Source organism: Pseudoalteromonas shioyasakiensis (assembly GCF_019134595.1).
Taxonomy (GTDB): domain Bacteria; phylum Pseudomonadota; class Gammaproteobacteria; order Enterobacterales; family Alteromonadaceae; genus Pseudoalteromonas; species Pseudoalteromonas shioyasakiensis_A.
On the sequence record NZ_CP077770.1, the window covers coordinates 3,168,270 to 3,190,275 of the forward strand.

At 41.7% G+C, this 22,006-nt stretch carries 25 protein-coding genes and 1 tRNA gene; 10 read left to right on the forward strand and 16 right to left on the reverse strand.

The genetic code is table 11. The features are described 5' to 3' along the window. Window positions 1-77 precede the first annotated feature (77 nt). Together KQP93_RS14695 and KQP93_RS14700 are read left to right on the forward strand one after the other, a co-directional pair. Complete coding sequence (locus KQP93_RS14695) at window positions 78-452, forward strand: DUF413 domain-containing protein (protein ID WP_217875003.1); 375 nt, start codon at window positions 78-80, stop codon at window positions 450-452. 78 nt (window positions 453-530) lie between these two features. After that, window positions 531-1,766: a GGDEF domain-containing response regulator gene (locus KQP93_RS14700; protein WP_217875004.1), complete on the forward strand. Its 1,236-nt coding sequence runs from the start codon at window positions 531-533 to the stop codon at window positions 1,764-1,766. Between the two features lie 2 nt (window positions 1,767-1,768). Here the strand turns inward: KQP93_RS14700 and rarD are convergent, their stop codons facing one another. After that, the gene (gene rarD / locus KQP93_RS14705) at window positions 1,769-2,692 is read right to left on the reverse strand and encodes an EamA family transporter RarD (protein WP_217875005.1); all 924 of its coding nucleotides are present in this window, start codon (window positions 2,690-2,692) and stop codon (window positions 1,769-1,771) included. A gap of 225 nt (window positions 2,693-2,917) precedes the next feature. On the opposite strand from rarD, the gene recQ reads away from it, so the two are divergent. The 4 genes from recQ (at window position 2,918) to KQP93_RS14725 (ending at window position 7,453) form a co-directional block, all read left to right on the forward strand. Beyond that, window positions 2,918-4,741, forward strand: a complete 1,824-nt coding sequence (gene recQ, locus KQP93_RS14710; protein ID WP_217875006.1) for a DNA helicase RecQ — start codon at window positions 2,918-2,920, stop codon at window positions 4,739-4,741. Between the two features lie 7 nt (window positions 4,742-4,748). After that, complete coding sequence (locus KQP93_RS14715; RefSeq protein WP_217875007.1) at window positions 4,749-5,045, forward strand: DUF3630 family protein; 297 nt, start codon at window positions 4,749-4,751, stop codon at window positions 5,043-5,045. A gap of 67 nt (window positions 5,046-5,112) precedes the next feature. Then, complete coding sequence (locus KQP93_RS14720) at window positions 5,113-6,828, forward strand: BamA/TamA family outer membrane protein (RefSeq protein ID WP_217875008.1); 1,716 nt, start codon at window positions 5,113-5,115, stop codon at window positions 6,826-6,828. A 64-nt stretch (window positions 6,829-6,892) separates the two neighbouring features. After that, window positions 6,893-7,453 carry a mechanosensitive ion channel domain-containing protein gene (locus KQP93_RS14725; RefSeq protein ID WP_254907681.1) on the forward strand — a complete coding sequence of 187 codons (561 nt, stop codon included), beginning with the start codon at window positions 6,893-6,895 and terminating at the stop codon, window positions 7,451-7,453. 25 nt (window positions 7,454-7,478) lie between these two features. Here KQP93_RS14725 and KQP93_RS14730 read toward each other — a convergent pair whose 3' ends face one another. The 4 genes from KQP93_RS14730 to KQP93_RS14745 form a co-directional block, all read right to left on the reverse strand. Then, window positions 7,479-7,646: a hypothetical protein gene (locus tag KQP93_RS14730; RefSeq protein WP_254907682.1), complete on the reverse strand. Its 168-nt coding sequence runs from the start codon at window positions 7,644-7,646 to the stop codon at window positions 7,479-7,481. 312 nt (window positions 7,647-7,958) lie between these two features. Next, a complete protein-coding gene (locus tag KQP93_RS14735) occupies window positions 7,959-9,017 on the reverse strand; it encodes a succinylglutamate desuccinylase/aspartoacylase family protein (protein ID WP_054563408.1) in 1,059 nt (352 codons plus the stop codon). A gap of 46 nt (window positions 9,018-9,063) precedes the next feature. Beyond that, complete coding sequence (gene rimK, locus KQP93_RS14740; protein ID WP_217875011.1) at window positions 9,064-9,969, reverse strand: 30S ribosomal protein S6--L-glutamate ligase; 906 nt, start codon at window positions 9,967-9,969, stop codon at window positions 9,064-9,066. A gap of 59 nt (window positions 9,970-10,028) precedes the next feature. Next, on the reverse strand, window positions 10,029-10,451 hold the full coding sequence (locus KQP93_RS14745; RefSeq protein WP_217875012.1) for an ATP-dependent zinc protease family protein: 423 nt from the start codon (window positions 10,449-10,451) through the stop codon (window positions 10,029-10,031). Window positions 10,452-10,611: 160 nt separating this feature from the next. Here KQP93_RS14745 and zntB point away from each other — a divergent pair, with 160 nt between their 5' ends. Next, a complete protein-coding gene (gene zntB / locus KQP93_RS14750) occupies window positions 10,612-11,583 on the forward strand; it encodes a zinc transporter ZntB (RefSeq protein ID WP_217875013.1) in 972 nt (323 codons plus the stop codon). Here the strand turns inward: zntB and KQP93_RS14755 are convergent. Both KQP93_RS14755 and KQP93_RS14760 read right to left on the reverse strand, forming a co-directional pair. Further along, entirely contained in the window at window positions 11,578-11,799 is a 222-nt protein-coding gene (locus KQP93_RS14755; protein WP_217875014.1) for a Rho-binding antiterminator, read from the reverse strand. The genes zntB and KQP93_RS14755 overlap by 6 nt on opposite strands. 58 nt (window positions 11,800-11,857) lie before the next feature. After that, complete coding sequence (locus tag KQP93_RS14760) at window positions 11,858-13,474, reverse strand: hybrid sensor histidine kinase/response regulator (RefSeq protein ID WP_217875015.1); 1,617 nt, start codon at window positions 13,472-13,474, stop codon at window positions 11,858-11,860. 366 nt (window positions 13,475-13,840) lie between these two features. On the opposite strand from KQP93_RS14760, the gene KQP93_RS14765 reads away from it, so the two are divergent. Further along, complete coding sequence (locus KQP93_RS14765) at window positions 13,841-14,752, forward strand: pirin family protein (RefSeq protein WP_217875016.1); 912 nt, start codon at window positions 13,841-13,843, stop codon at window positions 14,750-14,752. A gap of 47 nt (window positions 14,753-14,799) precedes the next feature. On the opposite strand, the gene KQP93_RS14770 is transcribed toward KQP93_RS14765, so the two are convergent. Further along, a tRNA-Arg gene (locus tag KQP93_RS14770) sits at window positions 14,800-14,874 on the reverse strand. A 219-nt stretch (window positions 14,875-15,093) separates the two neighbouring features. Here KQP93_RS14770 and KQP93_RS14775 point away from each other — a divergent pair. Continuing rightward, a complete protein-coding gene (locus tag KQP93_RS14775; protein WP_054563404.1) occupies window positions 15,094-15,276 on the forward strand; it encodes a helix-turn-helix domain-containing protein in 183 nt (60 codons plus the stop codon). Here the strand turns inward: KQP93_RS14775 and KQP93_RS14780 are convergent. Genes KQP93_RS14780 through KQP93_RS14790 form a run of 3 tightly spaced genes read right to left on the reverse strand, consistent with a single transcriptional unit; the run spans window position 15,273 to window position 16,981 of the window. Beyond that, the gene (locus KQP93_RS14780; protein WP_217875017.1) at window positions 15,273-16,079 is read right to left on the reverse strand and encodes a phosphotransferase family protein; all 807 of its coding nucleotides are present in this window, start codon (window positions 16,077-16,079) and stop codon (window positions 15,273-15,275) included. The two genes, KQP93_RS14775 and KQP93_RS14780, sit on opposite strands and share 4 nt — an antisense overlap. Beyond that, a complete protein-coding gene (gene pnuC, locus KQP93_RS14785) occupies window positions 16,080-16,703 on the reverse strand; it encodes a nicotinamide riboside transporter PnuC (RefSeq protein WP_217875018.1) in 624 nt (207 codons plus the stop codon). It lies immediately after the preceding gene. 20 nt (window positions 16,704-16,723) lie between these two features. Further along, entirely contained in the window at window positions 16,724-16,981 is a 258-nt protein-coding gene (locus KQP93_RS14790; RefSeq protein WP_054563401.1) for a YkoF family thiamine/hydroxymethylpyrimidine-binding protein, read from the reverse strand. Between the two features lie 115 nt (window positions 16,982-17,096). On the opposite strand from KQP93_RS14790, the gene KQP93_RS14795 reads away from it, so the two are divergent. Next, window positions 17,097-17,336, forward strand: coding sequence for a DUF2960 domain-containing protein (locus KQP93_RS14795; protein WP_054554201.1), 240 nt, complete (start codon window positions 17,097-17,099; stop codon window positions 17,334-17,336). A gap of 5 nt (window positions 17,337-17,341) precedes the next feature. Here KQP93_RS14795 and alr read toward each other — a convergent pair whose 3' ends face one another. The 5 genes from alr to KQP93_RS14820 form a co-directional block, all read right to left on the reverse strand. Then, window positions 17,342-18,421, reverse strand: coding sequence for an alanine racemase (gene alr, locus KQP93_RS14800; protein ID WP_217875019.1), 1,080 nt, complete (start codon window positions 18,419-18,421; stop codon window positions 17,342-17,344). After that, window positions 18,421-19,800, reverse strand: coding sequence for a replicative DNA helicase (dnaB, locus tag KQP93_RS14805; protein WP_217875020.1), 1,380 nt, complete (start codon window positions 19,798-19,800; stop codon window positions 18,421-18,423). The genes alr and dnaB overlap by 1 nt, the downstream gene beginning before the upstream one ends. Window positions 19,801-19,911: 111 nt before the next feature. Beyond that, the gene (locus tag KQP93_RS14810; RefSeq protein WP_217875021.1) at window positions 19,912-20,853 is read right to left on the reverse strand and encodes a DUF4097 family beta strand repeat-containing protein; all 942 of its coding nucleotides are present in this window, start codon (window positions 20,851-20,853) and stop codon (window positions 19,912-19,914) included. A gap of 11 nt (window positions 20,854-20,864) precedes the next feature. Next, window positions 20,865-21,350, reverse strand: a complete 486-nt coding sequence (locus KQP93_RS14815) for a hypothetical protein (RefSeq protein ID WP_217875022.1) — start codon at window positions 21,348-21,350, stop codon at window positions 20,865-20,867. After that, window positions 21,337-21,888 (reverse strand): RNA polymerase sigma factor, encoded by a 552-nt coding sequence (locus KQP93_RS14820; protein WP_054554197.1) that lies wholly within the window; start codon window positions 21,886-21,888, stop codon window positions 21,337-21,339. The genes KQP93_RS14815 and KQP93_RS14820 overlap by 14 nt, the downstream gene beginning before the upstream one ends. Between the last annotated feature and the right edge of the window lie 118 nt (window positions 21,889-22,006).

A 22,006-nucleotide genomic window follows, 5' to 3' on the forward strand; every position in this document is an offset into this window, starting at 1 on the left:
GATAAAAATAATTTGTTTAATAAAATCGACAACTTGATCCATACTCCAGCAAGAAATTAGGGCATGAGGATAAAGCCATGAGCAATGACATTTCATCACTTCGTCAGGCATTTGCAAGCCAACGTCAATTCTATGATGATCAAAATTTCCCACGCGGTTTTGGTCGTAGTGGTCACTTCACTTTGCTAGAAGCCGACATTCTCGAGCAGCATGGTGTTGTTCTAAAGGGTTTATACAACAAAACCCTAGAACCACAAAATGAATTTCAAACTCAATTTGTTCAAGTTGTTACCGGTAACCTTGAAGCGACCAATCCAATTGAGCGCGCTTGGATCAAATACCTTAAGCAAACAACCTGTAAAACCAAGTTTCACACGTTATTTGGGCGCTCTCGTATCGCGAACCCAACAACACAAAGTGTTGAATACTATTCTGAGCCAGACAGCCTATAAGAATTTGCTTTTTTACCCTTTTAGGGTTAAAACTTGTAATAACTTTTGTTTCGCCAATAAGTTATTACAAGGCAAGCTGTGACTCGAAGAATATTAATAATTGAAGATACGCCAACCATTGCGCGGGTGCAAAAACACATCGCGCAGAAAGTTGGCTATGAAGCTGACATAGCTGGTAGCTTAGCTGAGGCAAAAGAGCTTATTAGCAAGCACAGTTACTTTTGTGCCGTAGTAGATTTTATTCTGCCTGATGCGCCAGCCGGTGAAGCAGTTCCTTGCACTATCGCTGCCGACATACCGACCATTGTAATGACCGGTAATCTTGACGAAACAACGCGTAATATCGTTGAAAAACACCCCATCATTGATTACATCACCAAAGAAAATAAACAAGCCTATCAATATCTAGAAAAACAACTTGCTCGCTTACCTCGTAATGAGCAAATATTAGTATTAGTAGTCGATGATTCAGCAGCAACACGCCACCATATTTGTCACTTATTAAACCGTCATAAATACCAAACCATCGAAGCTGTTGATGGTGTTGATGCTTTAAAAGTACTGGCTGAAAACCCCAAAATATCGGTGATCATTACCGATAACGAAATGCCTAACATGAATGGGGATGAGCTCTGTGTTGAAATTCGTCGTTTATATTCTAATGATGAAAAAGCCGTGATTGGCATATCTGCACTCGATACTTTACACCTTTCGACGCGCTTTTTGAAATCTGGCGCAGACGATTACCTTCGCAAGCCATTCAACAATGAAGAGTTTTATTGTCGGCTCAGCCAAAACGTCGACATGCTTGAAAACATCAAAACGATTCGTTTACAAGCAAACACTGATTACCTCACTAAACTGCCTAATCGCCGCTATTTCTTTGGTGAAGCAAACAGCCACCTAAAAGCTGCAAAACTAGCAGATACCTCAGTCGCTTTAGCCATGATTGATATTGACCACTTTAAATCAATAAACGATAACTACGGCCATGATGCCGGTGATGAGGTTCTTAAGGGATTATCGCAATGTATGGCAAAGTATTTTGAAGATAACTTAGTAGGCCGCTTTGGTGGTGAAGAATTTGCGGTCTATTTTGCTGATCAAGACCCACAAGAATCTCTGCAACGTTTAGAGAAATTCCGCTTGTTTGTTGAAAAGCACAGCTCTGAATTTAGCAAAGACCATATCAAATTTACGCTGTCGATTGGTTTTCATAATGGGCCTATTTACAGCTTAGATGAACTAATAAAACAGGCCGATTTAAAGCTTTATCAAGCAAAAGAATCTGGACGCAACAAATTAGTAAGCTAAGCCTATACAGGCTTAGTTACGGCTTCTAATCGCGCTTTGCGTTGCTTACGACTTTGACGGTACGAATCCCAGCTGAATAATGCTAAAGCACTCCAAATACACGCAAAAGTAACAACTCGCTCAGCATCAAATACCTCACCGTAAAACGCCACGGCAAGCATAAACATTAAACTTGGGCCTATGTACTGAAAAAAGCCAAGCGTACTGTATTGCAGACGCTTTGCTGCACCAGTAAAACATAACAGCGGTAAGGTTGTCACCACACCGGCACTAATGAGTAACAAATTAATGTGCCAATCGTTTGCAGTTAAATCAGAGCTTGCAGAAGGCGCCATCAACCACCAGTAAATAAGTGCAACAGGTAATAAAATAAGTGCTTCAAGCAATAACCCTGGCAATGATTCTATTGGTAACTTTTTACGTAGTAGACCATAAATAGCAAACGATCCTGCTAATGAGAAAGCAACCACAGGGAATGAACCAAAACTCACAAGCTGTAGCAACACACCACAAAGCGCTAAGCCAACCGCAACGCCTTGCCACTTACGCAGTCGCTCACCTAAAAACAACATACCGAGTAATACATTGAGCAGTGGATTGATGTAATAACCTAAACTGGTATCGAGCATGTGATTATTGTTCACTGCCCAAATAAATAACCCCCAGTTAAAGCCTAGTAAACTTGCTGTTATTACCAACATCAAAAGTAATTTAGGTTGTCCGAGCACCACACGAATACGCTGCCATTGATGACGAGCAGCAATAATAAGAAGTAAAAATAACACCGACCAAATAACACGGTGCATTAAGATTTCAAAAGCAGAAATTTGCTGTAGAAACTTAAAGTAAATGGGCGCAAGGCCCCACATAAAAAAGGCTAAACAAGCGAAAATAACGCCTTTTCGCTGCTCAATGTTGGTAGGCATAAGTTTGGCTTTATAGTTTAAAAACGCTATTTTACGCCCCCTAAGCAGTGACGCAACCAAAACGCGCTAAATAAACCCGTGTATTTACTTCTTAAAAGGGACTGCCATTGTTGCAAAGTAACGCCTGAATATTAAGCACCTGTGAAACGCTGAATTCTGCATTTTGAGGTGGTTTGGGTATATTGCTAAAGACATCGCTATAAAAAACCACTAAAATGCTCGGCGATGAATACCAATACCGCAACGTCCAACACACCCGTTCGATCACCACAAGCCGTACTCAAACAAGTGTTTGGTTACAAGGACTTTCGTGATGGCCAAGAAGCGATTATAGCCGCAGCGCTAGACGGACAAGACTCGCTTGTTCTCCTACCAACGGGTGGAGGCAAATCATTATGCTATCAAGTACCAGCATTGATCCTTGATGGTGTGACTGTGGTTATCTCGCCGCTTATTTCCTTGATGCAAGACCAAGTTGCCCAACTAAGAGCACTTGGCGTGCAAGCGGCATATATCAATAACAGCCTGCCTTTTGAAGAGCAGCAAGCTGTTTATCAGCAATTGCACTATGGGCAAATTAAGCTGTTATATGTTGCACCAGAAAAAGTACTGCAACACGAATTTTTAGAACGCTTAAGTCATCTAAAACTCGCACTTTTTGCAATTGATGAAGCCCACTGTGTGTCGCATTGGGGTCATGACTTTAGGCCACATTACTGTCGGCTCAACGAGTTAAAGCAACGCTTTATGCATGTACCCATGATGGCCCTTACAGCAACAGCAGATAAAGCAACTCGTTACGATATTATTGAACAGCTTCAGCTTAACCACCCTTACGTGCACACAGGCAGCTTCGATAGACCTAACATTCGATACACCATAGAAGAAAAATTCAAACCTATGGTGCAACTGCTTCGCTATTTAAAAGAGCAGCAGAATCAAAGCGGCATTATTTACTGCACCAGTCGTAAACGGGTTGACGATGTTGCTGAAAAACTTGCTGATGCAGGTTTTAATACCGCAGCCTATCATGCAGGAATGAGTAACGAGCAGCGCCAATTTGTGCAATCGGGCTTTGCCCGAGACGATATTCAAATTGTGGTTGCGACCGTTGCCTTTGGCATGGGGATTAATAAACCAAACGTACGTTTTGTGGTGCATTACGATATTCCAAAAAGCATTGAGGCCTATTACCAAGAAACCGGTCGTGCAGGCCGTGATGGTCTGGCTGCAGAAGCGATTATGTATTTTGATCCGGCAGACATAGGCCGCGTACGCCGCTTTTTTGAAGACATTGAAGACGAGCAGCGACGCCGCGTTGAAGAGCAGCGTTTTAATGCGATGGCAAGCTTCGCCGAAGCACAAACATGCCGCAGACAAATTTTGCTCAATTATTTCAGTGAATATAAGCGCGAAACCTGTGGCAACTGTGATATTTGCTTAAACCCACCTACTAGCTTTGATGGCACACTTGTCGCGCAACAAGCCTTGTCATGTGTGTATCGTGCTGAGCAACGTTTTGGTATTGGCTATATCGTTGAGTTACTTCGCGGTGCAAACACTAGCCGCATTCGAGATAACAATCACCACCAGCTAAGCACCTATGGCATAGGTAAAGAGCACAGTGTAGAGTTTTGGCTGAGTATTTTAAGGCAGCTTATCCATCAAGGATTATTAAGCCAAGATATTACCCAAGGTTCTTCATTACGCTTAACCGAAGCCGCTCGTGCGGTTCTTAAAAGTGAATATGCACTGCAACTTGCTGAACCTCGCTTACAAGCTAAGCACGTTTACCAAGACAAACTCGCTCAGTTTAATTACGATAAAAAGCTATTTGCGAAATTACGCGCTTTACGTAAAGAGTTGGCAGATGCCGATGATGTACCACCTTATGTGGTATTCAATGATAAAACCCTCGCTGAAATGGCGCAGCTCATGCCAACCAACGACAGTGAGTTTTTAAAGGTGTCAGGTGTTGGTTTCACTAAACTCAATAAGTACGGCGCACCGTTTTTAAATACCATTCGCGACTATCTTGCCACCAATTAGGACTGCTATGACTGAACTAACCTATGATGCCGAGCATGAGATTATCCTCATAACGTCGAGTGAGCTTCCACACGATGAAGACTTTGAACTTTGGGCAACCCTTTTCTTGCACGCGCCAGCCATAACAACCGCCGACTTTGATGCTGGTGCTGATCGTCATCAATTACGCTTTCACTTTACAGATCATAGTTTTAATCTAAACTTTGAACATTATAGTGAAAGTATTTGGATCAATGCTGAGGGCGTTGAAGCCAGCGCAGTTTTACCACAACTTCATCAGTATTTAGTCGCGCAATTACAATAATAAGCTAGACATTTTCCCACGCTTAGTATGTAGTAGTTGCACAGGACATACTCAACTAAGGGTGTAAATGGGATTTAAGCAGTCGTACTTTGTTGCTAGGTTAATAACACTATTACCAATCTGTATAGCAGCCAATGTTCATGCAGAGCAGTTATTCACTGACGATAATAATTATTGTCAAAACCAACGCACGCTTAAATCACAAGATAATAACTTACGCCGCCAGCTCGATGCCGATAACCCACTCCCCGATGCCGCTAATAACCGTAAAATAGTCTCTATTGAACTTGAACAGCTGAACGTCTTTAACACTGAGCTAGAAGAGGAAAACAACTTTTTATTCCGCTTTGCCAATCGCGCTCACATGACTACAGAGCCTAATGTAATACACAGCGTTTTATTGTTTGAAGAAGGTGATGCTTACAATCCACGTAAATTGCTAGAGTCAGAGCGATTACTGCGTAAACAAGGCTACTTGTATGATGCACGTATCAACGCAAAGCTCGATTGTGATGGCAACGTGCATGTAAAAGTCATTACGCGCGATCTGTGGACCTTATTACCTGAAATAAGCTTTAGCCGCAGTGGCGGAGAAAATGAGTCGAGTATTGGCTTTCGTGAATCTAACTTTTTAGGCTGGGGTAAACGAGTGTCGTTTAGTCGCACCCGTGATGCTGACCGCACAGGTTACCTGTTTGTGTATGACGATCCGCATATATTCTCTAGCCGTTATCAAGGCCGTTTAGAATATTCAGATAACGATGACGGTAAACGTCATTATCTCGATGTAAGCTATCCTTTTTTCTCGATTGATACGCCCTACAGTTACGGTGTTACAAGTTACTCAGATCAGCGCCGAGAGTCACTTTACTATCGCGGCGATGTAGTTAGCGAATTTGAGCAAAAAACCTTATTAAACCGCGCTTACTTTGGTCATTCATCACAACTTGGTAATAGTTGGACTCAGCGTATTAAGCTTGGCATCGAAAACCGCGAAGAAACCTTTCGAGAAACGTCATTCACGCGCTTCCCTATCGCTGAAGATAGAACGCTGAGCTATCCTTATGTTAGTGGTCAATGGTTTGAAGATCACTACGTTAAGGTTAGAAACTTCGATAGTATCTACCGTACTGAAGATTTAAATCTTGGTTGGAATATCCATGCCTTACTCGGTTATTCGAGTAAAGATTTTAGCGACGATGCTAGCCGTACTATTTATTCGTTATCTTTATCAAAAGCGCATTACTCTGGAGATAACCAGTTATGGCGCTTTAAAGCAGACCTTGATGGCTACTGGAATGAAGAAACCGATGATGTCGAAAACCTATTCGCTAGCACGCAGCTACAGTATTATCTCAATACCACACTAAGGCAAAGCTGGTACGCCAAAGTACGCTTACAATATGCTGAAAACCTCACTGCTGATAAACAGCTGACTATTGGTGGTGAAAATGGCCTGCGTGGTTACCCGCTTGACTACCAAGTAGGCGACCGCAGCTTTTTAGTGACTTTAGAAAAACGCTACTACTGGGAATATGACTTACTGCAATTGTTTAAAGTGGGTGGTGCCGCGTTTTATGATATTGGTAGAGCCTGGTATAACGACAAAGACAATGGTGCCAATGGTAACGTACTACAAAATGTAGGCGTAGGCCTGCGCTTAGCACCAAGCCGTGCCAATGCCGGTACGGTTATTCACCTAGATATTGCCGCACCTATTAACAAACAAGATGACGATATTGACTCTGTGCAATGGCTAGTAACGGTTAAAAATACTTTTTAAAGTAGTGTTATTGTTTAGCTAAAAAGCTAAAATCGATACGTCAATTATTAACTTGGGAACCCTTTTGGACTTCGTCGAATTCTTTAACGAGCAATATCATTTAATCGTGACTGTTATCGCGGTTTTGCTCTACCCGCTACTGCGTAAAACCACCAAAAAGCTGCTGTTAAAAGCAATTAAAGGCAAGGCTGATCCGCATCGCGAATACCGCGCTGAGCTGTTGCTCAATATCATTCTTGCCATTGTTATGCTGTGTTTAGTGCTAGTTTTTTGGGGTATAGAATTACGCGGCTTATTAGTACTTGGCTCATCAATTTTTGCCATGTTAGGTGTCGCGCTTTTTGCCGCCTGGTCGTTACTAAGTAACCTAACAGCCTTCTTGTTGATGTTTATTCAAAACGACTGCCGTGTTGGCTTTTGGGTGAGAGTAATTGACGGTGCAAATTTCTTAGAAGGCCGCATTATCGAAATGGGCTTGATGAATGTCGTACTTGAGCATGTTGATGGTCACAAAGTGATTTACCCAAACAACATCTTTGTCACCCGCCCTGTAATGGTGTTAAAGACCCCACCTACAGCGACTAAAGCGCCAACCATAAAACGTATTTTAGGCCCCAAAAAGTAACGGCTTAAAGTTAACGAGATGCTTGTTAAAAAGGTGCTATTTTTCTGCTTCCATAGGCGATTAATATAAAACTAAATAAAATGACTAAAGGGTGAAATAACAAAGTATGAACAACACTTTGCTCAGTAAAAAAGCCGTGCGTAAGTGAAACAGCAAGCGTAATTAAGCCTGTGTAAAATAGAAATATTTTCATCTTTGATCCTTTAGTCATTGTTGCGACAATTCAGTAATACCAATTCGCTTAATTAAGTAGTCTATTTTGAGGCAAGAAAACCTTGTTGATAACAAGGCAAAAATTTCGTTATTTAGTTGTTCTAAATGAGAAATTTTTAACGCAGGTAGCGACAGGTTTAATCCCTCAAAATGATTAAGTATTATTGCGGATTGGTATAAGTAAAAAAACTATAAACCTTGTACTTGCTCTAAGGTCAAGTAATAGATGCGGGCAGGCAGATACAAAAAAGCCAAACAGATAGTTTGGCTTTTTGAATTACAGAATAGGCTATTAGTTATTTAAATCTGCGGTCTTTAACTCGTCTTCAATATCACTTATTTCATCAATAAAGTTTTCGAGCTGTTGCTCAACTAGGCTGTTAGCGTGAGCAAAGTAAGCAAGGTGGAATACGGCATCCCCCTCGTTTACAAGCGGCATAGTTTGCTGACCAATCACAATACCACTTCGCGGCGCGAGTAGTTCAAGTTCAGCATCACCAAGTGGGCTGCTTATATAAGCGAGAACCTGCCCTTTCATTACTCGCTCACCCAGTGATACTTGTGCACGAACAATACCGTCAACTTCGGCACGTATCCAACTCGTCGAGCTTGCAATAATCGGCTCTGGTAGCTTTTTAGCACGCTTACCGCGCACCATTTTTAAATGGCGCATCACATAGTCAACACCTTGCACACCTGCAGCAATAGCAATTGGGTCAAAGCGCAGCGCTTCACCGGCTTCGTAGGTAATAACGGGTATGCCTAAATTGGCCGCTTCACTGCGTAATGAACCATTTCGAAGTGACGCATCAATCACTGCTGGAGTGCCAAATGCTTTTGCCATGGCTGCCGTTGCAGGGTCGCTCAAATTAGCGCGAATTTGCGGCAAGTTAGTTCGGTGAATTGCCCCTGTGTGTAAATCAATAATATGCGTACAATGCATCGCCACTTGAGTAAAAAACGCATTCGCCATTCGCCCAGCTAACGAGCCACGCGTTGAGCCCGGAAAACTGCGGTTCATGTCACGACGGTCTGGTAAGTAGCGTGACTTATGAATAAAACCAAACACATTCACAATCGGTACCGCAATAATAGTACCGCGCAATTGCTCAGGATCGATTTTAGCAAGCAACTGCCTAACAACCTCAACACCATTGAGCTCATCACCGTGAATTGCAGCACACACCATTAATACAGGTCCTTGCTGCACACCATTGACGACTTCAATTGGAATATTTAACGGCGAGTGGGTGTAAAGCTTGGCAGCTTCAATTGCAAATGTTTTACGTTCGCCAACACCCACCGTATCGCCTAAAATTGAAAACGGTGTATTTTTCTTAACCTTAGCCACGCACTTTTCCTTTTAATAGAGCGCTTATTTTCCTATGGGTAAAGGCTTAACCTTTACCACGAGTTGCTGTTTTCTTTGATGCCGCTGTTTTTTCAATAAACTCGACAATCATGCCTGCAATGTCTTTACCGGTTGCAACTTCAATACCTTCAAGACCAGGTGATGAGTTTACTTCCATCACCAATGGACCACGTGCAGAGCGAAGTAAATCAACACCCGCTACGTTTAAGCCCATCGCTTTAGCTGCAGCAACAGCTGTTTTTCTTTCTTCTGGAGTAATACGAACCAAAGTCGCACTACCACCACGGTGTAAGTTAGAGCGGAATTCACCTTCTTGCGCTTGACGCTTCATGGCGGCAATTACTTTATCGCCTAATACAAAGCAGCGAATATCAGCACCGCCCGCTTCTTTGATATACTCTTGCACCATGATGTTGGCTTTTAAGCCCATAAACGCTTCGATTACACTTTCTGCAGCTTTGCGTGTTTCAGCTAATACCACACCGATACCTTGGGTACCTTCAAGTAGCTTAATAACGACTGGCGTGCCACCCACCATGCTTAATAAATCTTTTACGTCATCTGGTTTACTTGCAAAGCCTGTCACTGGCATACCCACACCTTTACGAGAGAGTAGCTGAAGTGAACGTAACTTGTCGCGTGAGCGAGTGATCGCCACAGATTCATTGACAGGGAATACACCCATCATTTCAAACTGACGTAATACCGCACAGCCATAAAAAGTCACTGACGAACCAATACGCGGCACGATAGCGTCAAAATCCTTTAAATTTTCACCACGGTAATGGATTTCAGGCTGCTCTGAATTGATGTTCATATAACAACGAAGTGCATCAATTACTTTCACTTCGTGGCCACGCTGCTCTGCTGCTTCAATTAAGCGACGTGTTGAATATAAATTTTGGTTGCGAGATAAAATACCAAGTTTCATAAGTTAAAAACCTTAACTGATAAACTCATACACGTAGCAACGTGTGATAAGTCCTTTTCCTATAATAAATGAGATAAAGCCGGATCAACGACTATGCGATTTTCCATTGCTGTACGCCCTAACAACATTCTAAACTTCATTGTTGAACGGTTACTTAAAGTCACCTTTACAGGCCAGCTTTGGGTTCCTGCGACTAATTTTGTTTCAATAAAGTAGCGTAGCTCACGCTGACCGCTTGAACTGGTCACATACTTACGCTCAACTACTTTGGCGCGACACTCTACCGTTGTTTCTACATCGTCTTGTAGAGGATGGGTAGTAAATTTCACCCATGCTTCGCCATTTTCTGAAAATTCCTCAATGTCAAAAGCATGAATACATGAAGTTCTTGCTCCGGTATCAACTTTTGCTTTGATTTTTTCTATTCCCAGTTCAGGCAGGCCAAGCCATTCTCGCCAGCCAACAATAATTTTTGCGCTCATTAATGTGCCCTCTTTAAAAAAGTGTCTTATACGCTACAGAGCTAGAAACACCAACGAAATATATTTATCCACTCGATAAGTCGATTTCATTAATATAGTCTTGACTATACTAATGTATATACTCAACCATATCCCACTATTTGTAAAACGAGAGTTCAATATGATCAATGGGTTACTTCATGTCTTAATTTTAGACGAACAAGGCGGTGCACGTGCTATTGACAATAGTACTGAGCTGCAAAATTGGCAACCCGAACACGGAAAACTTTGGGTGCACATGGATTACAGCCAAGCTGAAGCCGTTGAGTGGCTTGAGCAAAGTAATTTATTAACTGATTTCGAGCTTGAGTCCCTAATTGCCGATGAAACACGTCCGCGTTTAAGCAAAGTCACTAATGGTAATATGCTGTTTTTGCGTGGAGTTAATCTAAACCCTGCGCAAAGCCCTGAAGACATGGTCTCGTTACGCTTATTTATCAACGAAAATATACTCATAACAACGCGCAAACGCCGTTTACTATCGGTGCAAGATGTTGTTGAATCATTTGCTGACAGTAATGGCCCAATCTCAATTTCTGAACTAGTTTGCCAATTGGCACAAAACCTAACCTCGCGTATGCAAGCTGTTATCGACAGTTTAGATGACACACTCGATGGCTTTGAAGATGAAATTGATGAACCAAACAAGGGCTTTGATCATCAATCATTAGCGCAAATTCGCCGCCAAACAATCGCGTTAAAACGTTATCTAAGGCCACAAAAAGAAGCCCTTATTACTTTGTTAAACAACAAGTATAAGTGGTTAGATGAAGACGATAAGGCACGCTTAAACGAAACAACCAATATGTTGATCCGTTACTTAGAAGAGCTAGATAGCTCAATTGAACGCGCGCAAATTATTCAACAAGCGATTACTAGCCAAGTGTCTGAGCAACTAAACCAGCGCATGTATGTGATGTCGGTGGTTGCAGCACTGTTTTTACCACTTGGCTTTTTAACTGGCTTACTAGGTGTAAACGTAGGCGGTATACCGGGCACTGAAAGCCCTTACGCATTTAGCTTTTTTATTATTTTCTTGGTGGTGCTTACCGTCGGGATTGGCATTTACTTTAAAAATAAGAAGTGGCTATAACTCGACAACCTCTTTAATTAAATCAAGGCGAACGGCATGTTCGCCTTTTTTTGTAGCCAAAATCAGGTGCTCGCCATCGGGATTGAGTATCTTAAGGGTCTCAGCTTTTCCTTCTAATTGTTCACCAGATACTAAGGCAATATGTAATAGCGATTTATGCATGCACCATAATTCGTATTTATCATAGTCGCCACAGGCGATAGGCTGATAAGGCATACCGCCCCCTTATTTATGCTCTGAGATTCAGCACATTATGAATAACACAATGCATTTATTACTGAGTCTCTTGATTAAACACTCTAAGCAACGCCTGTTCGAGCAACTCTAATTGCAGGGGCTTAGATAAAAAGCCGTTAAACACCGACTTATCTTCTGAACTTAAGAATACATCAGCAGTAAGAGCTAGAATAGGAATATCAATGTGATTAGATTTTAAAAGCTTTGCAGCCTCAACACCGCTAATCCCAGGTAAATTAATATCCATTAAAATTATATCAACATGATTGTTCTTTAATTTCGAAAGCACATTGTTTGCATCATCAAGAATTTCATACGTCATATTGAGCTTTTCTAGCATTGAAACTATTACAACTTGATTCACTTTATTGTCTTCTACAATTAACGCTTTGCGTTGGCTTAAAGTGACTTGGTTTATTGACCTACTTTTCAATATAGGAGCACTCGATATTTCGAGTAAATACGGAAGTGTTATATTTACAGTAGTGCCAACCCCCTCATCACTAGAAATAGAAATGTTGCCAGCCATTAACTCAACCAGTCCTTTGGTAATCGAAAGCCCTAACCCTGTTCCCTCTTGTGATGTACTAGCCTTCCCAACTTGCGCAAATTTATTAAATAATAATTTTAAATCTGCCTCTGAAATCCCAATCCCTTGATCTTTAACTTCAATACATAGCTGCTCATTTCGCAAAAAAGCTGTCACATCTACACACTTGCCAGCGCCACTAAATTTAATCGCATTGGTAATAACATTAATAAGGATCTGCGAGAGCTTTTGACTATCAATGTTTATTAAGGTGCAAGATTCAAAGTTAAAGTGCTCATTTAAAGTGACACCCGACTGCTCAGCTTTATGTTTGAGAAGTGTTATGATGTTTGTTAGTAAATCGGTTAAATTGATATTTTCCTCATTTAACTCCATTTTGTTGGCCTCGATTTTACTTATATCAAGCACAGCATTAATAATATCCAACAAATTCTTACTACTAAAACAAATGTGATCCACGTGCGAACGAATTTCAGCATCAACATCGGCAATTTTTTCATGCATTAAAATTAGCTCAGATAAGCCGACAATAGCATTGAGTGGAGTTCTTAATTCATGTGAAATATTAGATAGATACTCAGTTTTACGCTCACTCATTTCAATTAGTCGTTTGTTCTTTATTCTGAGCTCTAATTGACTAATGACTTCTCGACTTAGAATTTTTAGAGCAACTTTTTGATGCTCATTCAGTGTCTTAGGTTTTTTATCAATAACACACAAAGTACCTATTTTAAACCCACCCGGAGTCTCCAACTGAGCACCTGCGTAGAACCGTATATTAGGATCACTTAAAACTAGCGGGTTATCTGAAAAGCGCTCATCCTCTAATGCATTTGATACTTCAAACACATCATCCTCTAAAATCGCATGCGAACAAAAAGCGATTTCTCGATTTGTTTCATCAGCGTCTAAGCCCACTTTTGATTTAAACCATTGGCGATCTGGCGTAATCAAGCTAATCAATGATATAGGGGTTTCACAAATTTCAGATGCTAATGTAGTTAGGTCGTCAAATACTTTTTCGGCTTCACTGTCTACGATTTCATAGTCGTAAAGGGCTTCTAACCTTTGCTTTTCATTTTTAGGTATGTTGGCTTTTATCATACTATTTTTCTGCCCGCTAAATTGTCTGAGGCTTTACTCCAATATTCAAAAAAACTCTTTAATCAAACTTTGAAACTAGAGTATCGAACATACCCTTGCTAGTAGGTAGGCGCCGTTATTCTTTAATTAGTAAAAAATAGCTGTATAAGTAAATAAAATAAAGAAAAACTACTTATTGATTCATAGTTTCAACACTTTAAGTTTGATGCTTTGTTAAATAAGAACTTTAATTAGCTTTATAGCTTGGTTAATCATGATGTGAACTCTGTCTTCGTTCGCGCAACTATTTGACACTTAACAGAGCTCAAGCTTTTTAAAATCCAACCTATGAATCTCGAATAACAACCAACTTCATTAGGGTAAAATATGAGTATCCAATCAGAGCATGTAATAAGTGATTGCAAACAGCTAGACTCATGTGGCGCCATTAAAATGGTATTAATGCCAAAAGATAAAGATCTCGGTGGTTTCTCTGTAAGGCGAACCTTACCTACGGCAAAACTTAAAACCATTGGCCCATGGATTTTCTTTGATCATATGGGGCCTGCAACATTTCAAGCAGGTACTGGCATTGATGTTCGTCCTCACCCACATATTGGTATTGCTACCGTTACCTACTTATTTTCTGGTGACATATTGCACCGTGACTCGTTAGGTAGTGAACAGTCTATCAAACCCGGTGATATAAACTTGATGGTAGCAGGTCGTGGTATTGTACACTCAGAACGAGAACGAGATGAGGTACGTAACTCGACACATAATATTGAAGGCTTACAGCTTTGGTTGGCACTTCCTGAAGTAGCTCAAGAAACCTCACCTGAATTTCATCATTACCCTGCCACTAGTATCCCAAAAACAGTTATAGACGACGTCTCAGTTACTGTCATGATAGGAGCAGCTTATGGCGTTGAATCACCAGTAAAAACTTTTTCAGAGACTTTATATATTGAAGCGGAAATAAAACAAGGGCAATCACTTGTTTTACCTAATACAAGTGAGCTTGGTGTCTACGTAGTTAAAGGGGATATGCAATGTAGAGATACTCATATACCTATGCATGCGATGGCAGTATTTGATAGCCCACAGGGTATTAAACTAACAGCTAACCAAAACAGCCGTATAGCAATGGTAGGCGGCAAAAGCTTAGGTAAACGTTACATTGAGTGGAACTTTGTTTCTACAAGCAAAGACCGTATAGAAGAGGCTAAAAAAGCTTGGCAAAGTAAAGAATTTCCAGACGTGGTTGGTGATGAGAAGGAGTTTATTCCATTGCCCTAACCTCTTTACATAGCCATTGAAACTAGCTTAATGTTTATCAGAGCAAATGGCGCTCTCGGCAGGGATCGAACCTGCAACTTAGCCTCCGGAGGGCCACGTGATATCCATTTCACCACGAGAGCACATTTGTCGTCGTCAATACTCACTCGCGATATCAGCATGACAACCCGGCAATGATAATGGCATCTTGCGCTAAATGCTAGCATCGAGGCCTTTATATGCACATAAATTCAGCAATTTGCATTAAAACACTTCACTTTCGTGCAGAACCAAGGTATTAACGTATACTTAATAAAATTAATAACAAGGTGGCAGTATTGCCATGTAAGGGGAATTTGATCATGAGTTTAATGTCTACAGAGCAAGTCGCGGAGTTTTTAGGTGTAAAAGTCGAACGCGTAAAACGTCTTGCCCGCGAGCATTTACTGATCTCGAAATCACAAGATGACAAAGGTGAACCTTTGTTTGATCCAGAAGACGTAAAAAAATATAAAGAACTTGCCGAGCGAATTGGCGGTCTTTAATTTTTAGCTTTTTCTATGAAGTGGTTAAGCTGTGTTAGCAGTGGCGCCACTTTATCCATCGCACCACGTTGTTCATACCAGCAAATACATAAAAGCAAAAACAGCGCATGAAATGCCGCGAGCTTTTCAACTGATAAGTAAAACTCGTGATGTTCGCACACTAACGCTTGGTAACGTTTAAGTAACGCCAGTTGCTGCTCATCATTTAACGCAAAGCTCACCACCAACGCAGCTAAGTCAAAGTAAACATCGTTACTTTTGGCATATTCAAAGTCGATTAAAAACATACCCGACTCATTCACAATGATATTTTCTTTCACTAAATCATTATGACAAAAGCCCATGTCTTTAGGCGCTGAAGCAATATAAGCCAGTGACTGGTTAATTAGCTCAGCATGTTGCTGATAGCGCGCTGTTCGCTGGTAATAATTAATTTCGTAGGCAATATCCATCGGTTCAGTAAGCACAGGGTAACGGTGTAAATTAACTAAGTCGGGCAATAAGCTACTACAAAATTCACCGCTGGCAATGCTGCCTGCCACGTATTCGAAAATAGCCGTATCGGTTGCTTGTTCTAACCAAATAGGGGCTGGGCAGCAGCTTTGCTTTGCAAAATGCGCTTGCGCTGCAAGGCCAATCGCCGGCCAGTGGTCGCGATAGTGCTTAACCAAAAAATCTTGGCTTGCTGTTTTAACTAGGTAGTTATCATTGCTTAGTCCCTCAACCAGCGGGCTGATTGAGGTGATAACTAAACGTGAGTTGAAGCGCGTAAAAAGCGCGTAAATTTGTTGCTCAGTTTTCATCTATAGCTGTGCAAGCGGCTTAGCCTGATGCTGCTCGTATTCTTCATACCAGGTTTTAAAGCCCCACGCGGCCATAATGGTGTAAAACACGAAAAGTACTAAGGTTGGGTAATACCCTTTTTCAAAGTATAGGTACATAGATGCTGCATCAATCACAATCCAGTACAACCAGTTTTCCAGTACCTTCTTGGCAACAAGGTAGGTTGTCACCACCGCAAAACAGGTAGTAAAGCTGTCTAAATAAGCAAAATCAGCGTGCGTGTAATTGGTCATCACAAAACCAATGGCAACTGAGGCCAATGAGGTGGCAAGCAAAATCACCGCATGACGCTGTAACGACCATGAAATAATGGGCAAATGATCTTTATTATTCATGCCCCTGCGCCAAACCACCCAACCATATACCGCCATATACATGTAGTAAAAATTAAGTAGCGACTCCATCAACAGTGCGCCATTCCAGTACATTACGGTATAAATAAAGGTGCTCACAAACGCGGCTGGCCAACACCATAAGCTTTCTTTAATCGCTAACAGTAAATACGCCATCGATAAGGCAACAGCAATATATTCCCAATGCGACATGGCAGTAAAGCCAGAGAAGGTTTCGCTTAAAAATTCCATAACACGCGCTACTTTAGGGTTTAGTCTTCGCTAGGCGACAAGTCACCATGTAAGAATTTACAGACGAAAATAGCTTTACCAAACTCTTCATAAGAACGTTTGATTTCAGTATTAAGTACAGACATCACTAAATCATAATCACCAAAAATCTGAGTAGATAAGGTGTTGGTGATCACTTTAAGACCTTCGTAACTGTTTACACGGTCAATAAAACCTTTGATAAACGGAATGTAGTCTTGATGTAGTGGGTACTTACTGATCTCTACTGAAAGTTTCATTATGATTTACCGAGTCTTTGAAAAGTATTGCATTGTAACCCGCTTATACTAACAAGTCATGGCTATGGTTATTTTTTAGTGTAAAATCAGCCCCGATAAACATTGAGGATTCATTATGGCACGCCGCATCACTTACAAATTTAAGAACCAGCCTCGCGAAATCAATTTTGCAAAAGATAAATACCGCGATATGTACCATGCCATTGCTGCGGCTGAAGGCATTGATTTAACTAATTACTTAAAGATGGAACAACAAGTCGAAATGACTTCAAAAGGCTCTGCAGCAGTACGTAACTTTCGTGACCAAGAATTCGCACGAATGGGTTTCAGTGACGTGTATTTTATTAAAGAGTAACAAAGTTACTCTTTATACTCGTAGCTTACACGTGGGGTGATATTACACAGTAACTCGTAAGGAATGGTAGTTGCGCACTGGGCAATCTCTTCAACGGGAAGCTCAGGCCCCCACATGATCACCTCATCTCCTACTTTGATATTGTCGTGGTTATCACCAATATCGACCGTGATCATATCCATCGCCACACTGCCAACAATACCATAGCGCTGCGACTTAATAATAACCGGTGTGCCCTGCTCAGCATGACGTGGATAACCATCACCGTAGCCCATCGCAACTACCGCAAGCTTAGTCGGTTTATCGCTGTGCCAGCGTCCACCATAGCCAACACACTGATCGGCATCGACATCGCGTATCGCGATAACTCGCGTTGTTAAACGCATAACAGGCTCTAGTCCGTGCTGTTGCCCTACGCCATTGAGCATTGGCGATACGCCATACAGCATCAAGCCAGGGCGCACCCACTCACCATGGCCTTTTGGCCAAGCAATAATGCCAGCAGAGTTTGCAAGACAATGCTGCTCACTTTTGCCATCTGCCAGTGAATCAAATAAGGCAATTTGCTGAGCGGTCTTTTCATCATTGATGTCATCGGCGCACGAGAAATGCGTCATTAACTTAATGTCATCACGGGCATTTGGGCTTGCTTTTAAGCGACTGTAGAAAGACTCAAATTGCGATGGCGCAATACCCAATCGATGCATACCCGTATTCACCTTTAACCAACACGCAATTGGTGCATCAAGGCTTGTATTTTCAAGCGTTGCGAGCTGATTTTCATCATGAATAATGGTTTGAAAGTTATTGGCAAGTAAGATAGGTAAATCATCTTTATGAAAAAAACCTTCAAGCAATACAATCGGTTTTGTCAGTCCACCTGCACGTAGCGCTAACGCTTCGTCTATTCGAGCAACCGCAAATGCATCGGCATCATTTAGGTATTGAGCAATTTTAACTAAGCCATGGCCATAAGCATTGGCTTTAAGCACTGCCATTACTTTGCAACCAGGCGCAAAGCGCTTCACTTGTGCTAAATTATGAGCAAGTGCTTTTAGGTTGATTTCGGCAATGGCTAAGCGCATTAGTATTCGTCGTCCATAGCTGGACCCGCGTAGTTATCAAAACGCGAGAATTGACCTTGGAAGGTTAAACGTACTTTACCGATTGGACCATTACGTTGCTTACCTATGATGATTTCGGCCACGCCTTTTTCTGTACTGTCTTCGTTATACACTTCATCACGGTAAATAAACATGATTAAGTCGGCATCCTGCTCGATTGAGCCTGATTCACGTAAGTCGGAGTTGATTGGGCGTTTATCGGCACGTTGCTCTAGGGTACGGTTAAGCTGCGATAGTGCAATAACCGGACACTGCAGTTCTTTTGCCAGTGCTTTTAATGAACGAGAGATTTCAGCGATCTCTAAGGTACGGTTGTCCGACAAGCTTGGCACACGCATTAACTGCAAGTAATCGACCATGATCATACTAATACCGCCATGGTCGCGGGCAATACGACGAGCACGTGAACGCACATCTGTTGGTGTTAGGCCCGATGCATCATCAACATACATCTTACCTTTTTCCATCAACAAGCCCATGGTTGACGACAGACGCGCCCAATCGTCATCATCTAGCTGACCGGTACGAACTTTAGTTTGGTTAATACGACCTAGCGATGCCAGCATCCTCATCATGATTTGCTCTGAAGGCATCTCTAGTGAGTAAATAAGTACAGGCTTATCTTGTGTCATGGCTGCGTGCTCGGCTAAGTTCATCGCAAAGGTTGTTTTACCCATCGATGGACGTGCCGCCACAATGATAAGGTCAGAAGGCTGCATACCTGCCGTCATTTTATCTAGGTCAGCATAGCCGGTGCTTACACCCGTCACACCATCTTGTGGCGACTGATAAAGCTCTTCAATCTTATCAACGGTTTTTTCTAAGATACTGTGTAAGTTTTGTGGGCCTTCGGTGCTTTTTGTGCGTTGCTCTGCAATTTTAAATACTTTACTTTCAGCAAAATCGAGCAAGTCATGACTGGTACGCCCTTCTGGGCTAAAACCGGCTTCTGCAATTTCGTTCGCAACACCAATCATTTCACGAATAACAGCACGCTCACGCACGATATTTGCGTAGGCATCAATGTTTGCCGCACTTGGCGTGTTCTTAGCAATTTCAGCGAGGTAGGCGAAACCACCAACACTACTTAACTGATTGTTTTTCTCTAAGCTCTCAGAAATAGTGATCAAATCGATTGGATCACCGCCTTCAGCAAGACTAACCATAGCCTCAAAAATCAGCTTATGGGTGCGGGTGTAAAAATCCTGTGCAACCACTAACTCAGCAACACGGTCAAACGCTTGATTATCAAGCATTAAACCACCTAAAACAGATTGCTCAGCTTCTATTGAATGGGGAGGGACTTTTAACGTATCGACTTGCTTATCTGGTTTGGCCATAACATCACAAAACTAAAATTGAATGGCTCTATTCTATCGACTTGCAAAGGCTGTGCAAATAGTAAAGCGGGAAAACTTCCCGCTTTATTGTAATTGAGTGTACTCTAATCGCTATTTCTGTTTACGAAGTTCAATGCGTCCGCTAATCGTATCCATTTCGATATCAGCATCCCCACCGTTAATACTAAATTCTAAGTCGCTAGATGGGCCGTATTTCGCCTTCGTTGCTCTGTCATCACTAAGCTCATTAACGATTTTACCGTTAGCGTGAGCTTCAATTTCAAACGTTGCCGATACATCTGCAGGGAAGTAAAATTCTGCATCACCACTGACTGATTCAAAACGAATATTGGCATCTGCTAGTAACTTGTTGATGTGAACTTCTGCTTCACCATTTACGGTATTGATGCGCAGCTTTTTAATTGCATCAAAAGCAAAGTCGATATCACCGTTTACGTTTTCAAGGCGAACATCTTGTGCTTTGGTTTTTGACTTAATGTCGCCATTCACTGCGGTAAAGCGTAAAGCACCTTGCGAGTTTTTATCGTTAATTTCACCATTGACTGTTTCAAAGCGAATATCACCGTTTAAGTCGTGGGCATTTACATCGCCATTGACCGTTTCAAAGCTCATGTTGCCGCTAATATCTTGCACTGTGATATCACCGTTGACGGTATCAATCTCTGCGCCTGCTTCAAGCTCTTTAGCACTAACGGTTACATTCACCCCAGCAAATTCAAGCTCACTGCTTTTTGGCATGTAAATGGTTAATCGAGAGCCGTCACCGCTATTCCAGCCACCTAAGTTACGCGGCATTTTTACGATAAATTCAACACGGCTACCTTCTACCTCTAAACGATAGCCTTGTGCTTTATCGTCAAGCTCACCTTCGATTTTAAGTTGTGGTTTATCCCACCCTTCAATGCGTACATCACCACGTTGGTTTTCAATAAAAATGCGTTTATTCGCAGGTACATCAATTTGTTCATTAATGGTTTGTCCTGCCATTGCCATCAGTGGCAGTAATCCTAAAGTTAAGGCTAGTAATTTCATAATTGTCACTCCTAAATCGTTTGCCACTTAGGTGCATGCACCTTGTTAATTAAGTCCAGTTGTTGCTGATAAACCTGCGATAGCATTTGTAATAAAGCTGGGTTTTCAGGTTCATTCTCAAGTGCTTGCTTAATGGCGCTTTCGGCTTCTTCTAACTCTTTTAGCTGTTGCTGCCAATTGTCTGTTAATGCAGGTTGATTTTGATACTGCACCAACAAACCTTGCTTTTGCTTGGTAAAATAGTCACTCATTGCCATCATGCTATTTGGCTCACCTTGGCCAACAAAAAGCTGTACGGTCAATAGTGCGGCAATACAACAAGCGGCAACTGCAGCGAGTTTATTCCAGCCATGGTTTGGCTTATCAACTTGCTCTGGTTGCCCTGTTGCAATTGCTCGCTCAATACCGGGCCAGAGATCTTTGTCTGGACTAATATCTTGCTTCTGGTTAAGCGAGTCATTTAAAAATTGTTCAAATTCTGGCTTACTCATTTTCATACCACTCTTTTAATAACTGCCTTGCACGGTGAAATTGCGATTTACTTGAACCGACCGCCATATCAAGCATGCTTGCTATCTCTTCGTGGCGATAACCTTCAATTGCATGAAGTACAAACACCATACGTGCTCGCTCAGGTAGTCTCAGTACTAATTTGTCGAGGCCGTTAAAGCCGTCGCAATCTGCGGCGCTTTGTTCATCCATACCGCTTTGTTCAAAACTCACTACTTTTTGAAACCAGCTTTTATGTTTGCGAATGTAGCTAATCGCAATATTGCTGGTAACACTATGTAACCAAGTCGAAAATTGTGAGCGTCCATCAAAGTTAGCGATTTTATGCCACAACTGTACAAACACTTCTTGTGTTGCATCTTCGGCGTGCTCTTTGTCTGCAAGCAATCGCAAACAAAGGCTATAAACCCGCTTCACATGCAACTCATAAAGTGTTGCATAGGCAGCTTGATCACCGCTTTTTACGCGCTCTATCAAGGCATGCTCACTTTGCTGGGCGAACGCTTGTTCTGCATCTATCAACATCCTGGATGTTGTCCTTTATGATTATTGTTGTGAATTTAGTGTATTAGACGTAAGGAGGGATTCAAAAGGTTTAAATGAAATTAAATTTTTTTGTGTAAGCTACAAATAATTGAGCTTA

What these genes read in the sequence shown, in the direction of transcription:
- KQP93_RS14695 (WP_217875003.1), top strand. Translation starts at nt 78, where the DNA reads ATGAGCAATGACATTTCATCACTTCGTCAGGCATTTGCAAGCCAACGT.
- rarD (WP_217875005.1), bottom strand. Translation starts at nt 2,692, where the DNA reads ATGCCTACCAACATTGAGCAGCGAAAAGGCGTTATTTTCGCTTGTTTA.
- recQ (WP_217875006.1), top strand. Translation starts at nt 2,918, where the DNA reads ATGAATACCAATACCGCAACGTCCAACACACCCGTTCGATCACCACAA.
- KQP93_RS14715 (WP_217875007.1), top strand. Translation starts at nt 4,749, where the DNA reads ATGACTGAACTAACCTATGATGCCGAGCATGAGATTATCCTCATAACG.
- KQP93_RS14720 (WP_217875008.1), top strand. Translation starts at nt 5,113, where the DNA reads ATGGGATTTAAGCAGTCGTACTTTGTTGCTAGGTTAATAACACTATTA.
- KQP93_RS14730 (WP_254907682.1), bottom strand. Translation starts at nt 7,646, where the DNA reads ATGAAAATATTTCTATTTTACACAGGCTTAATTACGCTTGCTGTTTCA.
- rimK (WP_217875011.1), bottom strand. Translation starts at nt 9,969, where the DNA reads ATGAAACTTGGTATTTTATCTCGCAACCAAAATTTATATTCAACACGT.
- KQP93_RS14745 (WP_217875012.1), bottom strand. Translation starts at nt 10,451, where the DNA reads ATGAGCGCAAAAATTATTGTTGGCTGGCGAGAATGGCTTGGCCTGCCT.
- zntB (WP_217875013.1), top strand. Translation starts at nt 10,612, where the DNA reads ATGATCAATGGGTTACTTCATGTCTTAATTTTAGACGAACAAGGCGGT.
- KQP93_RS14755 (WP_217875014.1), bottom strand. Translation starts at nt 11,799, where the DNA reads ATGCCTTATCAGCCTATCGCCTGTGGCGACTATGATAAATACGAATTA.
- KQP93_RS14760 (WP_217875015.1), bottom strand. Translation starts at nt 13,474, where the DNA reads ATGATAAAAGCCAACATACCTAAAAATGAAAAGCAAAGGTTAGAAGCC.
- KQP93_RS14765 (WP_217875016.1), top strand. Translation starts at nt 13,841, where the DNA reads ATGAGTATCCAATCAGAGCATGTAATAAGTGATTGCAAACAGCTAGAC.
- KQP93_RS14775 (WP_054563404.1), top strand. Translation starts at nt 15,094, where the DNA reads ATGAGTTTAATGTCTACAGAGCAAGTCGCGGAGTTTTTAGGTGTAAAA.
- KQP93_RS14780 (WP_217875017.1), bottom strand. Translation starts at nt 16,079, where the DNA reads ATGAAAACTGAGCAACAAATTTACGCGCTTTTTACGCGCTTCAACTCA.
- pnuC (WP_217875018.1), bottom strand. Translation starts at nt 16,703, where the DNA reads ATGGAATTTTTAAGCGAAACCTTCTCTGGCTTTACTGCCATGTCGCAT.
- KQP93_RS14790 (WP_054563401.1), bottom strand. Translation starts at nt 16,981, where the DNA reads ATGAAACTTTCAGTAGAGATCAGTAAGTACCCACTACATCAAGACTAC.
- KQP93_RS14795 (WP_054554201.1), top strand. Translation starts at nt 17,097, where the DNA reads ATGGCACGCCGCATCACTTACAAATTTAAGAACCAGCCTCGCGAAATC.
- alr (WP_217875019.1), bottom strand. Translation starts at nt 18,421, where the DNA reads ATGCGCTTAGCCATTGCCGAAATCAACCTAAAAGCACTTGCTCATAAT.
- dnaB (WP_217875020.1), bottom strand. Translation starts at nt 19,800, where the DNA reads ATGGCCAAACCAGATAAGCAAGTCGATACGTTAAAAGTCCCTCCCCAT.
- KQP93_RS14810 (WP_217875021.1), bottom strand. Translation starts at nt 20,853, where the DNA reads ATGAAATTACTAGCCTTAACTTTAGGATTACTGCCACTGATGGCAATG.
- KQP93_RS14815 (WP_217875022.1), bottom strand. Translation starts at nt 21,350, where the DNA reads ATGAAAATGAGTAAGCCAGAATTTGAACAATTTTTAAATGACTCGCTT.
- KQP93_RS14820 (WP_054554197.1), bottom strand. Translation starts at nt 21,888, where the DNA reads ATGTTGATAGATGCAGAACAAGCGTTCGCCCAGCAAAGTGAGCATGCC.